This is a genomic window from Rothia similimucilaginosa (assembly GCF_029850875.1).
Classification (GTDB): Bacteria; Actinomycetota; Actinomycetes; order Actinomycetales; family Micrococcaceae; genus Rothia.
The window spans coordinates 281136-294988 of record NZ_JAOVAM010000002.1; the positions used below are offsets into that span (position 1 = coordinate 281136).

The 13853-nt window shown below is 60.9% G+C and carries 8 protein-coding genes; 5 read left to right on the plus strand and 3 right to left on the minus strand.

What is annotated here, in order from left to right; genetic code table 11:
- Window positions 1-125: 125 nt before the first annotated feature.
- Entirely contained in the window at window positions 126-1826 is a 1701-nt protein-coding gene (locus QFX05_RS02750; RefSeq protein WP_279740712.1) for a bifunctional hydroxymethylpyrimidine kinase/phosphomethylpyrimidine kinase, read from the plus strand.
- A gap of 487 nt (window positions 1827-2313) precedes the next feature.
- Here QFX05_RS02750 and QFX05_RS02755 read toward each other — a convergent pair whose 3' ends face one another.
- The 3 genes from QFX05_RS02755 to QFX05_RS02765 all read right to left on the minus strand — a co-directional run bounded on the left by QFX05_RS02755 (window position 2314) and on the right by QFX05_RS02765 (window position 6622).
- Window positions 2314-3087 (minus strand): slipin family protein, encoded by a 774-nt coding sequence (locus QFX05_RS02755; protein ID WP_279740714.1) that lies wholly within the window; start codon window positions 3085-3087, stop codon window positions 2314-2316.
- A gap of 284 nt (window positions 3088-3371) precedes the next feature.
- Window positions 3372-4202: a transposase gene (locus QFX05_RS02760; RefSeq protein ID WP_279740716.1), complete on the minus strand. Its 831-nt coding sequence runs from the start codon at window positions 4200-4202 to the stop codon at window positions 3372-3374.
- Between the two features lie 2 nt (window positions 4203-4204).
- Window positions 4205-6622, minus strand: a complete 2418-nt coding sequence (locus QFX05_RS02765) for a nitric-oxide reductase large subunit (RefSeq protein WP_279740718.1) — start codon at window positions 6620-6622, stop codon at window positions 4205-4207.
- Window positions 6623-7106: 484 nt separating this feature from the next.
- Between QFX05_RS02765 and QFX05_RS02770 the strand changes: the two genes are divergently transcribed.
- The 4 genes from QFX05_RS02770 to QFX05_RS02785 all read left to right on the plus strand — a co-directional run bounded on the left by QFX05_RS02770 (window position 7107) and on the right by QFX05_RS02785 (window position 13796).
- Window positions 7107-7787 (plus strand): lysophospholipid acyltransferase family protein, encoded by a 681-nt coding sequence (locus QFX05_RS02770; protein ID WP_279740719.1) that lies wholly within the window; start codon window positions 7107-7109, stop codon window positions 7785-7787.
- Window positions 7788-7997: 210 nt separating this feature from the next.
- Entirely contained in the window at window positions 7998-9938 is a 1941-nt protein-coding gene (gene uvrC, locus QFX05_RS02775; RefSeq protein ID WP_279740720.1) for an excinuclease ABC subunit UvrC, read from the plus strand.
- A 147-nt stretch (window positions 9939-10085) separates the two neighbouring features.
- Window positions 10086-11291, plus strand: a complete 1206-nt coding sequence (metK, locus tag QFX05_RS02780; protein ID WP_279740721.1) for a methionine adenosyltransferase — start codon at window positions 10086-10088, stop codon at window positions 11289-11291.
- A 33-nt stretch (window positions 11292-11324) separates the two neighbouring features.
- On the plus strand, window positions 11325-13796 hold the full coding sequence (locus QFX05_RS02785; RefSeq protein WP_279740722.1) for a primosomal protein N' family DNA-binding protein: 2472 nt from the start codon (window positions 11325-11327) through the stop codon (window positions 13794-13796).
- Window positions 13797-13853 lie beyond the last annotated feature (57 nt).

A 13853-nucleotide genomic window follows, 5' to 3' on the forward strand; every position in this document is an offset into this window, starting at 1 on the left:
GCCATGCCCCTTCACCAGCACAAAGTCTTCTGATAGGTGCACCCGGTGAAGTACATGCTTCTCAAGGCTGAGAGAATCACCCATTGAACCTGCTCTAGTTCGAACTAGCGAAGGGATTATCGATAATGGCAGAGCAGCCTACCGTGCGCACCAGCACACCCGCCACGAACACCGCCGTTGGAACCCTCAACGTGCCGAGGGTCCTCTCCATCGCGGGAACCGACCCCTCCGGCGGTGCAGGCATTCAGGCGGACCTCAAGTCCATTACCGCTTCCGGCGGTTACGGCATGTGCGTGACCACCTCACTGGTCGCCCAGAACACCTGCGGAGTGCGCGAAGTATTCACCCCGCCCCTGGAATTTTTGACCGCGCAGCTTGCCGCTGTTTTTGATGACGTCACCGTTGACGCCGTGAAAATCGGCATGCTCGGGGACGCAGATACGATTCGCACAGTCCGCACCTGGCTGAGTGAGCACCCCGTGCCCGTGGTCGTGCTCGACCCGGTCATGATTGCTTCTAGCGGTGACCGCCTGTTGCAGGCGGAAGCGGAGCAAGCGCTGCGCGACCTCGTGCCGCTCGTAGATGTGATTACCCCGAACGTTCCGGAGCTTGCCGTGCTCTGTCAGAAAGAGCCCGCCCAGACGTTTGATGAGGCTCATGAGCAGGCGGCGAACCTTGCGGCGGATACCGGAACCACCGTGATTGTGAAGGGTGGCCACCTGCACGGTGAGGACGCCGGTAACACCGCGGTCTTCCCGGATGGCACCTGTGCGCATGTGCGTACCCCGCGCCTGGAAAGCCGCAATACGCACGGCACCGGATGCTCCCTGTCCTCCTCGCTGGCAACCCGCCTGGGCGTGGAACTGCTACAGCATACCGAAGCCGCAGAGCACGCTGCAGACCAGCAGCTGACCAGCGAAGACACCCACCGCGCCCTGCAGTGGAGCACCCGCTGGCTCCACGAATCCATCGCCGCAGGTGCCGGATTGCAGGTTGGCTCCGGTGAGGGCCACGGCCCGGTGGATCACGCCGCTCGTGCCCGCCGTCTGGAGGCTGCCGCTTCCTCGTACCCGTGGCATCACCTGCTCGCCACCACCGACTCTGAGGGCAATACTCTTGACGGCACCAGCCCGGAGCGTCTGCTGCCGGTCAGCCCTGTGCCCGCTGGTAAAGCCGTCGTAAAGCCCGCCGGTCCGTGGACCGCCGCCCTCTGGGCAGCCGGTGGCGAAACCTGGCACCAGATTCTGGACCTGCCCTTCGTGCGTGCCCTCGGTGAAGGCACCCTCGACGAGGACCTGTTCGCCTTCTACCTGGACCAGGACGCCCTCTACCTGCGTGATTATTCGCGTGCGCTCGCGACTCTCTCGGCGCGTGCTGATACCGCTGCGGCGCAGGTGCACTGGGCAGCCGGTGCGCACGAGGCGATTGCTGCCGAATCGCAGCTGCACGAGGGCTGGTTGGCGAACCGTGCGCGTCTCGGTGGCGCCTCGCCGATTACGATGGGGTACACGAATTTCCTGCGTGCCTCTGCTGCCGGTGATGATTACGTGGTCGGTGCCGCGGCGATTCTGCCCTGCTACTGGCTGTACGAAGAGGTGGGCGCTGTGCTCTCCTCACAGAATCACGCGGACCACCCGTACGCGGAGTGGTTGAGCATGTACGGTGGTGAGGATTTTGCCGCGGATGTGGCCCGTAGCCTCGCGGAGGTAGAGCGTGCGTTTGAGGCGGCTTCACCGGCTCAGCGTGTGCGTGCGGCGCGGGCGTACCTGTCGGCGTGCGTGTACGAGCGTGAGTTCTTTGATCAGGCGCACCGAGCATTGCGTTAGTTTGCCGGGCGCTGCGCTAGGGTAGTACCGGAGCCAGCTCGTAGGTGCTTTAGGTACCGATGCTTTTAGGTGCCGGTTTTTTGGCTGAATACTGCCTCAGCATGGTGCGAGATGGGTGATTGATGCTTCACTCAGACTGCCGCCGGTTCGGCGGTTGTGCCGGTTATGCTTAAGGCGTCGGTGAAAACCGTTTACGGTAGGATTCCGGCCCTCACCCAACTGGCTGATGTACCTGCCGCGCCCGCACCTCTACGGTGTGTAGCCGACCTAGGAAAGTTTGGCCCGCCGCAACCACCTCATCCAACCCCCGCGGCGGGCCAAACGCCTTCCTTCCCGGGTTTTCTTCTCGGGCTCCGTTTGAAAGCGTTTCGCGTATAAATCCCGCATAGAAATATCCCGTGCAGATACTCTCACCTGCACGGGATATTTCTATGTTTCTCACCGCTGCGAATCTGCCGCTGCGGCTTGCAATTCGGGGGAGAAGCGCCTACTTGCTCTCACCCTTGAGCGCACCCATGAGCGGGCCAATCACGTCCATGGGCAGCGGGAATACCACGGTCGAGTTCTGGTCGGCACCCAGCTCCAGCAGGGTCTGCAGGTAACGCAGCTGCAGGGAGGCGGGGGACTGGCTCAGAATGTCGGATGCTTCCTTCAGCTCGCTCGAAGCCTCCAGCTCACCGCGGGCCGAAATGATCTTTGCGCGGCGCTCACGCTCAGCCTCAGCCTCACGAGCCATGGCGCGCTGCATAGCCTCAGGAATCTCAACGTCCTTAATCTCGACGAGCTCCACCTGAATACCCCACGGCTCGGTACGCGAACCAATGATGGAACGCAGATCCTCGTTCAGGTCCTCGCGGTGCGCGAGCAAGGTGTCTAGGTCAACGCGACCAAGCAGGGAACGCAGAGTGGTCTGCGCAATCTGGCTGGTGGCAATCGGGTAGTTCTCAACCTCAAGCACAGCATTCTTAGCGTTAGTCACGCGGAAGAGGACCACGGCGTTCACGCGGGCAGGGACGTTGTCCTTGGTGATGACTTCCTGCGGGGGAATGGTCAGGGTGATAACACGCATGTCAACGCGTTGCAGAGAATCAACAAAGGGGAAGACGACGTTCAGGCCGGGCTTCAGCTCTGAGCGCAGGTGGCCGAAGCGGAAGGAGATGCCACGCTCGTATTCGGGGATGACGCGGAACATACGAATCAGAATAAAAAGAACAATAACGGCAACTGGGATGAGGATAGTTGCCAAAGTGACGGGATCCATGGTTTTCCTTCACAAGTATTGGGGGAGGATGGTATGTGTGCCTACCTGCCCGCGCCCCGTACGGTGCAGGTAGTAGGGGATGCCCGGTATCGGACATATGGAGGAGTTTGGGAAGGGGAATTTTCCGTCCCGGCGTACGTCGCGGCGGGTCGGCGCTTTAGCGGCACCCTGCGTGGAAAATGCAAAAGAGAAATGAAAGAGAAATCCACACAGGGTAGCCACCGAAGCTAACAGACGGACCCAACCGACCGGTCAGCCGCCGGAACGGAAAAACTTATGCAGCGCTACTTCTTCGCCATTTCCTCCGCGACCTGAGCATCAGCAAGGTTCTGCTGTTGCAACACCTCGTTCGTGGTCTTATGCAGACGCGGAACGGAGGTGCCGGTACCACTCCATGCGGGGCGGTCCGGGTCGAGGAAGGAGGTACGAACCGGCAGGGTTGCATCCGCAATTATCTGCTTACGGGTCTGCTCGGTGCGGCGCTTACGCTCATTCGACACGCCACCCCACTTCGCCGCGAAACGATCCATCTTCACGTTCACCGATTCATCAGCGGTGGATGCGTGAATATGCTTCGGATCGTTCTGGAAGTTCGCGGGGGAACGCATGAGCTTCACAGCCAGCGGGTAGGTCAGCGACAGGCAGACCACAACGACCGCACCCTCCACCAGAAGCTCCAGCGGGGAGTGCCAGACGATGGCGGCACCAATGAGGGTGACCACACCTAGCAGTGACACTGCCACTGCCAGTCCGCGGTGGAAACGGCCCGACTCGGAGTAGGGCCATTCGTCCACTTCGCGGGTGAGCTCGCGGCCGTTCGCCGAGACGGTGCAGGTGTCCTTGATAGGGCAGGTGTTGCACACGCTGGGCTTGGCGCGGTAACGCATCACTCGGTTATCCGAGTCGAATGCGGTCGCCCATAGCCACTGGTCTTCGGGGCAGAGCCACGCGTCGCTCTCTTCGTGGTAGGTGAACCCGAAAGTTCGCGCCGCCACGAAACGCTGACTGGTGCGCTTAGCGAGAATATCGAAGCCCCAACCCACGGCGACCAGACCGAGCGCATACACGCAGGCCAGCCACACGAAGAAAGAAACTCCAGCAATCTGCTCAGGCATGATTAGCCTCGACGATCGCTACGGTAGGGGCTGGTCTGCTCGGGTAGCTCCTCGGCAGCCTGAGCACCGGCGAACTCTGCAATGCGAGCGTCCTCAACCTCTTCATACAGCGGCGGCTCGGGCAGCTCCAGAACGGTTTCCTTAGCGTTCTTGGAGAAAATCTCCTTGATACCCAGCAGTGCCAGCTTGATCAGCGGGATGATGCCAACCAGGAAGATGACGTCGCCGGGCATACGCATCCAACCCATCACGGCGGAGGCGCCGTCGTGAATGAACGCGAAGGAACGAGCCTCGTAGTAGCCCTCACCCACGGACTTGTACAGCTGAGCAATACCCAGCGGCAGCAGCGAGATGAAGGACATCCACAGCAGACCAATATTCAGAGTCCAGAAGGAGAACTTCAGGCTCTTCTCCGGCCACTTGTTCTCCGGGAGCAGGTAGCGCAGACCGAACACCGCGAAGGCAATCGCTAGCATACCGTACACACCCATCATGGAGGCGTGTGCGTGGTTTGCGGTCAGTGCCGTACCAATCTCGAAGTAGGACACGATCGGCAGGTTGATGAGGAAGCCGAACACACCTGCGCCGAGGAAGTTCCAGAAGCCTACAGCAATTAGGAACATGACAGCCCAACGGTGCGGGAAAGGCTTGGTGCGGTTGGAGTACTGGCGAGCACCCAGCTGCATGAAGCCCCATGCCTCAACGGTCAGGAAGGTCAGCGGGATAACCTCAGCTGCGGAGAAGAACGCACCAAATGCCATCTGTTCGGAGGGGGTACCGACGAAGTAGGTGTGGTGCAGGGTACCGACCACGCCACCGACGGAGTAGAGCACAGCGTCCATCATGATGATGGAGATGGCGATGCGCTCGCGGACTACGCCGAGCAGCACGAAGATGTATGCCACCATGACGGTGGTGAACAGTTCGAGGAAGTCCTCCACCCAGAGGTGAACCACCCAGAATCGCCAGAATTCGGCGACGGTCACGTGGGTACGCTGACCTGCGAGCAGGCCGACTGCGTAGAACATGGGGATGGCCAGGCCGGAGAAGAGGAACAGCCACGGCAGGGAGGTCTTCTTCGAGTCCTTCAGACGAGCGGAGAGGGTACGCCAGACGATGACAATCCAGATGAACATACCTGCGGTGAGCAGAATCTGGAAGAATCGCGGCAGGTCCAGGAACTCCCACTGCTGCGAGAAGAAGCCGGTGAGGTCCTTGGGGATCAGGCCCTTCTGCGAGAACCATTCGTTCAGCAGCGAGCCGAGGACCACGAAGACCACGGCGCCGATGAGAACGTAGGTGAGCAGACCCTGCTTCTTGGGTTCGCGGCGGGTAATCAGCGGGGCGATGAAGATACCGCCTGCCAGGAACGCGCCTGCGGTCCAGAAGAGGGAGAGCTGAAGGTGCCAGGTTCGAGATACCGTGTAGGGCAACAGCTGACCCATGTCGATACCGAAGAATCCGGTGAGTTCTTCACGGTAGTGCTCGGTGAGTGCACCCACCAGAGCCTGCAGTAGGAAGAGCACCAGAATCGTTGCGAAGAGCAGGCAGGCTGCCTTCTGCGAGGGGGTTAGGCGAACTTCGTCGGGCTGACGGAAGTCGAGGACGGGTGCCTCTTCCGCGTGCCAGCCGATAGCGCGGGACCAGCGGCCGTAGATGGCGAACATGAGACCGGTACCACCGATGAGGGCAATCAGGGAGAGTGCCGACCAGACCATCAGATCCGCGGTGGGCTTGTTGTCCACGTTGGGTTCGGAAGGCCAGTTGTTGGTGTAGGAGTAGGGCTGGTCGGGGCGGTCTGCCGCCGATGCCCATGCGGTCCAGCCGAAGAATGCGACGATGTCGTGCAGTTCTTCTTCGTTCTTAATGGCGTTGGGGAACAGGCCCTGCGAGGTGTCACCCTTCATGAGGGTTTCGCGGTAGTGCTTGAGCATGAGCTGGTAGCCCTTGGTCTGACCAGCGGACCAGGTGATGGTCTTGGTGTGCTCGTCGTACTTGTTCTCCTTGCGCCATTCGTTCTTGACGAGTTCGCGGGGGTCCTGCTTGCCCTGTTCGCGGTACTCCTTGACGGCGGCATCGGTGGTCAGGCGCAGGTATTCTGCAGTGTAGTCGGGGCCGAGGTAGGCGCCGTGGCCGAGCACGGATCCGTACTGCTGCAAGCCGCGTCCCTGGAACAGCTCCTGACCGTGCAGAATCTGTTCTTGGGTTGCGATGGTTTTGCCGTCGTTACCGACGATTTTGTCGGGTAGCGGCATGGAGAGTGCGTAGGTGCGCATTGCAAGGACTGCCATGATGGTGAAGCCCAGGAGCATCACAAACGCAACAGCCTGTACCCAGCCTTTTCCGGCATAGGCACCGACCGTGTCTGAGCGGCGGGCAATCTTTGCTGCCTGCGCACGCGAGACGGGTTTTGTAGCCATAGTGTATGTCTCCAGTGTGCGTGGATTGTGTAGGTGGAGTGGTTCCGACGCACATCCGCTGGAGGGGCGGCTCACTATGTTCAGGGTGAATCGTCCTTGAGGGAGGTGCGACAGCCCACCCTGCTCCTATTTTTGCATATTAAATGCGTATTTAAGAAACTTTACTGACGCTTCGTCGCAATGTGACGCGGCTACCTTGCTGGAAAATCTGCAATCACACGACGAAAAACCTGAAATATTACGTTGAGGTTGAATCCTTGGCGGGAGGCGCATCCCAGCATGTGGAAGGGAGGTGCGGCACCCCTCACGTTCCTACACTCGGGTGTGGAATAATAAAACCCGATACTACTAAACACAGTACAAATTTTTTCAGTATAGATTCTGTGCACCCACACGGTGCATCATCAGAAGGGGTCATTCACCCCGCATCCACGGCGGACCGCCGCCACAGCCCGCAATCTATCGGCACCTCAGGAGAGTTCACGTGCTTCTCTACAGATCCACCCAGAAAGCAATCACCGGAATCCTGCGCACCGTCTTCCGCGCCCGCGTGACCGGACTCGAAAACTTCCCCGCCACCGGCCCGGTGATTGTCGCCTCCAACCATCTGTCCTTCCTGGACTCCATCATTATTTCCGCCATGATGCCGCGCCGCGTAGCGTTCCTAGCTAAGGCTGAGTACGTGAACACCCCCGGTCCGCGCGGCAAGATGATGAAGGCATTCTTCGAAGCCGTGGACATCATTCCCGTGAACCGCTCCGACCGTTCCGAATCGCTCAAGGCGCTCGATATTGCCCTGAAGAAGCTACAGGAGGGTAAGGTCTTCGGCATTTACCCAGAAGGCACCCGCTCCCGTGACGGCTACCTGTACCGCGGCAAGATTGGTGTGGCGTGGCTGGCGCACATGACCGGCGCGCCCGTGGTACCGGTCGGTCTGATCGGTACCGACCGCCTGCAGAAGCCCGGGTCGAACATGATTTACCCGCGCCGCTTCACGATTCGTGTGGGCAAGCCGCTCTACTTTGAGAAGATCGGCGAGAAGATGACCGGCAAACAGCGCCGCGTCACCACCGACACGATCATGGATGAGATTGCTCAGCTGTCCGGCCAGGCGCGAAAGCACGAATATAACGTTTCGCCCTCAGCCGCACGTGACGCAGGTTAGGGCACACGCCGCCTATACCGCGTAGACTTAAACCGCGCATTCACGCACCGACCCCGCGCTTTGGGGGAGAGTGGTGCAGGATGCGCGGTTTGTCGTATGCGCGAGCCTGAGGTGACCCTGGCAGCCCCGTAGAGACCCCCACCGCAGAGACCTCGCACCGACCCCGTAGAGAACCACCATAAAGCCCAGTAGAGCTAGGAGAAAGTACCCATGGCAGAGCCTTCCAGCTACCGCCCCGCCCCCGGCGAAATCCCCACCGACCCGGGCGTTTACCGTTTCCGCGATACCGACGGCCGCGTCATCTACGTGGGTAAGGCAAAGAACCTGCGCAACCGCCTCAACAGCTATTTTGCGTCCCCACAGACACTGAGCCCGAAGACTTATGCGATGGTGCATACGGCGGCGAGTGTGGAGTGGACCGTGGTGGCGAGCGAGATGGAATCGCTGCAGCTCGAATACACCTGGATTAAGGAGTTTTCGCCGCGGTTCAATATTGCGTTCCGTGATGATAAGTCATACCCGTACCTGGCAATTACGGTCAATGACGTGTACCCGCGCGCGATGGTCACTCGCGGTGAGCGACGTAAGGGCGTGCGCTATTTTGGCCCGTATTCGCAGGCTTGGGCGATTCGTGAAACCCTGGATGCGCTGCTGCGCGTGTTCCCGGTGCGTACCTGCACGAATGGTGTGTTTAACCGAGCGAAGAATAGTGGCAGGCCCTGCCTGCTCGGCTATATCGATAAGTGTGCGGCGCCGTGCGTGGGCAAGATTAGCGCCGAGGAGCATCGCGAGTTGGCGCGCGGGCTGACCCGGTTTATGGGTGGTGGTGCTGAGAAGCATATCGCCCAGCTGACTGCTGAGATGAAAGCCGCCGCAGCTGATATGGACTTTGAGCGCGCCGCGATTCTTCGTGACGATATTGCCGCGTTGACTAAGGCGTTTGAGCGTAATGCCGTGGTGCTCGGCGCGACCGTGGATGCCGACCTGTTCGCCTACGCTGAGGACGACCTGGAGGCGTCCGTTCAGGTGTTCTTTGTGCGTGGCGGCAGGATTCGCGGCCAGCGCGGCTGGATTGTGGAGAAGGTCAACGACAGCACCGACGCGCAGCTCATCGAACAGCTGATTGCGCAGGTGTACAGCGATATTGCGGCGAGTCTCGCCTCCCAGAAGGACGCCGAGAAGAGCCTGAACAGCTACGATATTCCGCGTTCCGTGCTGGTGCCGGTGGAGCCCGAGAATAAGGAGCAGCTGGCATTCTGGCTGGCGGAGGTGCGCGGCGGCCCCGTGGAAATTAGCGTCCCGCAGCGCGGCGACAAGGCAGAACTCATGAAGACGGTTGCCGAGAATGCGCGCCAGTCGCTGACCCTGCACAAGAGCCGCCGTGCCGGTGATTTGACCACTCGCAGCGCCTCCCTCGTGGAGCTGCAGGAAGCGCTGGAATTGCCTGATCCGCTACTACGCATCGAGTGCTACGACATTTCGCATGTGCAGGGTACGAACGTGGTCGCCTCCATGGTCGTCTTTGAGGATGGCATGCCCGCGAAGAACGCCTACCGCACCTACAGTATTACCGGCGACGCCGCGCGTGACGATACCGCCAGCATGTACGACGTCATTACGCGCCGTTTCAAGAGGCACCTGGCGCAGCAGGCAGAACGCGAAGCCGCGCCCGTGCACTCCGGTGAGATTGATGCCTCCACCCCCGAGCCTGCGAAGTTCGCCTACCCGCCGAACCTGGTGCTCGTGGACGGCGGTCCGCCTCAGGTGGCTGCCGCCTCCGCCGCGCTGAGCGACCTAGGCATTACGGATGTGTACGTTGCCGGCATCGCTAAGCGCCTGGAGGAACTGTGGCTGCCGGACGACGACTACCCGGTCGTCCTGCCGCGCACTTCGCAGGCACTGTACCTGGTGCAGCGCATCCGCGATGAGGCGCACCGTTTCGCTATCACCTTCCACCGTTCTAAGCGCGGTAAGGCGATGGTCGCCTCCGCCCTGGACGAGGTGCCCGGTCTGGGCGAGGTGAAGCGTGCCGCGCTGATTAAGCACTTCGGGTCGGTGGCTCAGATAAGGCAGGCGAGCGCCGAGGAGCTGACGGCGGTGCCGGGTATTGGTCCGGCGATGGCTCAGAAGATTTTGGCGGCGTTGAGCTAGCTTCGCTGATAATGCCGGTTGAGAAGCTGACTGGCTACTATGCACCCGCCTCGTAATAGCTCTTAACAAACGTGTCATAATTGAAGGAAACCGTCATCATTACGAGCGCGCTATCTTCGCGCGCCCTCAACCAGTAGAGTGGAAACCGTGAGTACTAACCATCTGCGCCTATTCACCAGCGAGTCGGTGACTGAAGGCCACCCCGATAAGATTTGTGACCAGATTTCTGACGCCATCCTTGACGGCATCATCGCCCAGGACCCCGTAGCGAACGTTGCTGTGGAGACCATGGTAACCACCGGGCAGGTGCATGTTGCCGGTGAGGTGACCACCTCCAGCTACGTCGAAATCCCCTCCATCGTGCGCGAGACCATTCTGGGTATCGGCTACGATTCCTCTACCCGCGGCTTCGACGGTGAGTTCTGCGGCGTGTCCGTGTCCATTGGTGAGCAGTCCCCGGACATCAACGCCGGCGTGTACGAGTCCCTGGAGGTTCGTCAGGGCATCGCTGCTGACGAGTACGACCGCCAGGGCGCGGGCGACCAGGGCATCATGTTCGGTTACGCGTCCAACGAGACCAACGTGCTGATGCCCGCCCCGATATGGCTGGCGCACCGCCTCTCTGAGCGTCTGACCAAGGTCCGTAAGGACGGCCTGCTGACCGAGTTGCGCCCCGACGGCAAGACTCAGGTGACCCTCGGCTACGATTCGAACAACAAACCCGTCTCCGTGGACACCGTGGTTGTTTCGAGCCAGCACACTGCAAGCTACGACCTGGCTGACCTGCGTGCAGACATTGAGAAGCACGTGATTGCACCGGTTCTGGGCGGCGTCGAGCTGGATTCCTCCAACGCTAAGTTCATTGTGAACCCCGCTGGCCGTTTCGTTCAGGGCGGTCCCGTGGGTGACGCCGGTCTGACCGGCCGCAAGATTATTGTGGACACCTACGGCGGTTCGGCTCGTCACGGTGGTGGCGCGTTCTCCGGTAAGGACCCGTCGAAGGTGGACCGTTCCGCAGCGTACGCAATGCGTTGGGTTGCGAAGAACATTGTGGGCGCCGGTCTTGCCGACCGCGCCGAGGTTCAGGTTGCGTACGCTATCGGCCAGGCAGCGCCGGTCGGTCTGTACGTTGAAACCTTCGGCACCGAGAAGGTCGACCCGATTAAGATTGAGAAGGCTGTGCGTGAGGTCTTCGACCTGCGCCCGCTGGCAATCATTAACGAACTGGATCTGCGCCGCCCGATCTACAAGAAGACCGCAGCTCACGGCCACTTCGGTCGTACCGAGCCGGAATTTACCTGGGAGCGCCTGAACCGCGTGGATGCGCTGCGTTCGGCAGTGTCCTCCTCCTAATATCTGTCAGGGTAGAGGAGCACGCTGATTCGGGTGACTCAGAGCAGTTCTGAATCGAACTCTTCGGCACCGTTGGGTGCCCAGCAGGAATCCCTGCAACAGCTTGACCTGTTGCAGGGATTTCCTGCTCTTCGTGATGCCCTGATTCCGGCTGCCCCGGAGCCGGTGAATGTTGCCGCTGAGCTGGAGGCGAGCGGTGTGCAGAACCCTGTGGCGCGTGTGCGCGTGGATAGCACCCTGCCGCAGGTGGACCGCACGTTTGATTACCGCGTGCCCGCTGAGCTGAGTGAGGATGCGGTGCCCGGCGCCCGCGTGCGTGTGCTGTTCAACGGTCATGAGCTGACCGGTTACATTGAGGAGCGCGCCGCCACGACCGATTGGACGCGCACCTCGCTGCTGCCGCTCAAGTCGGCGCTGTCGCGTGTGCCGTCTGTTGCGCCCGAAATTTTTGCGCTTGCCGAGGCGCTTGCCGACCGTTACGCCTCCACGGTGGCGAATGTTTTGCGTCTGGCGGTGCCGCCGCGTATTGCCGCTCTAGATAAGAAGTACGCGCCTCTTCTGCCGGGTTACGAGTCGGCATATTTGGGTGATTCTGCCCGGGTAAGTACTTCCAATATCCCTGAGAGCAGCCCGGCAAACATCTCCGAGAGCAACCCCAAAAGTGTGGGGGAGAAGCCGCAGGAAAACACCCCCGAGAACGCGGCTCTCGAGGTTGCGGAATCTGAGCACACGGCTCCCGAGTCTTCTGCCGCCTCCGCCACTGCCTCCACTCATACTGACACGTACGCCTGGCTTGCCACCCCCGGCGCACCCGCGCCCTTCGTACTGGACCCGCCGGCGCTGAACCTGGACGTGCCCGATGCCGCCTCCGTCTTCTCCGATTATGAGAACGGTGCGGAGTTCATTGAGGATGTTGCCGCCGGTGCCGCGACCCGCGCCGTGATGACGGTTCTTCCCGGCCACCTGGAGCACACCTGGGCGGATGTTTTGGCGACCGCACTCGCAACCGCTGCTACGAGTGGTCGCGGCGCTATTGCTGTGGTTCCGACCGCTAAGAACCTGGATCTTCTGGAGGCGGCGCTCGCCGAACGCCTACCGGCTAACGCGTTTGTGCGTTTGAGTTCTGATTCGACTCCGCATACTCGCTATCACGGGTTTGTGAAGGCACGTTTGGGGCAGGTTCCGGTGGTGATTGGTACCCGCGCGGCAGCTTACGCGCCGGTGGCGAACCTGGGCCTGGTGGTGTGCTGGGATGACGGCGATTCCTCGCTGGTGGAGCAGCGCGCCCCGTATTGTCATGCCCGTGATGTGTTGCTTCTGCGTGCTTCTGCTGAGAATACTGCGGCGCTGTTTGCCGGGTTCAGCATGAGTAGTGAAGCGGCGCGTTTGGTGCGTACCCGCTGGGCGTCTCATGTACGTGCGCCGCGTGCGCTGGTGCGTGATTATTCGCCGCGTATTTTTTCGACGGGGTCGGAGTTTGAGTTGGCACGTGACCCGTTGGCGGCGATGGCGCGTATTCCTCACCTGGCGTTTGAGCATGCTCGTCGGGCGTTGGCGCGTGGCCCGGTGTTGGTGCAGGTGGCGCGTAGCGGTTATATTCCGTCGTTTTCGTGCGAGCGTTGCCGCATGCCGGCGCGTTGTGGCGAGTGTAGCGGGCCTTTGTCGGTGGCTTCGGGTTCGTCAGTTCCGTCGTGTTCGTGGTGCGGTCATTTGGCGCAGCAGTGGCGTTGTTCTGAGTGCGGTTTTACGCATTGGCGTTATTCGGCGGCGGGTGCGACTCGTACTGCTGAGGAGCTGGGTCGTGCCTTTCCGAATGTTCCGGTGATTTCTTCGGCGGGTGACCATGTGCGGGCGTCGGTTGGTCCTGAGCCTGCGTTGGTGGTGGCGACTCCGGGTGCTGAGCCGGTGGCTTTTGGTGGCTATGCGGCGGCGCTTTTGTTGGATGCCGATAAGATGCTTCGTTTTGATTCGTTGCGTGCCCCGGAGGCGGCGTTGCGTCGCTGGTTGAATGCGGCGGCGTTGGTTCGTCCGGTGGCTCTTGAGGGCACGGTGGTGACGACTGCTTCGCCGTCGCCGGTGGAGCAGGCGCTGGTGCGTTGGGACCCGGCGTGGTTTGCTCGCCGGGAGCTGGAGGAGCGCTCTCAGACAGGCCTGCCTCCGGCGGTTCGTACGGCTGCGGTGACCGGTGCGGAAGCGGATGTTCGCGCCTTCATTGAGGAGTTCTTGGGCTCTTCTACGCTGGAGGAGCGGGTTCGTGAGCAGTTGCGTATTGTGGGTCCGGTTCCTCTGAATCAGGGGTATTTTGCCTGGTCGGAGTCTCTTGAAGAAGATTCTGAGGAGGCGCCGGTTCAGGGCGATTGGCGTACCCTGATGTTCTTCTCGTACGGCATTGCCCAGCAGGTGACCCGCGAATTGCGTGCTACGCGTGCAACGATTGCGGCGTTGAAGAAGAACGTGGGGGAGCGGCCGGTTCAGATTCGATGTGACGGCCTGGACGTGCTGTGATTTTCTAGTCGTGCTGTAGTGTTCTAGTGAGGGGTGATTTTTGCCCCCAAAGAGACG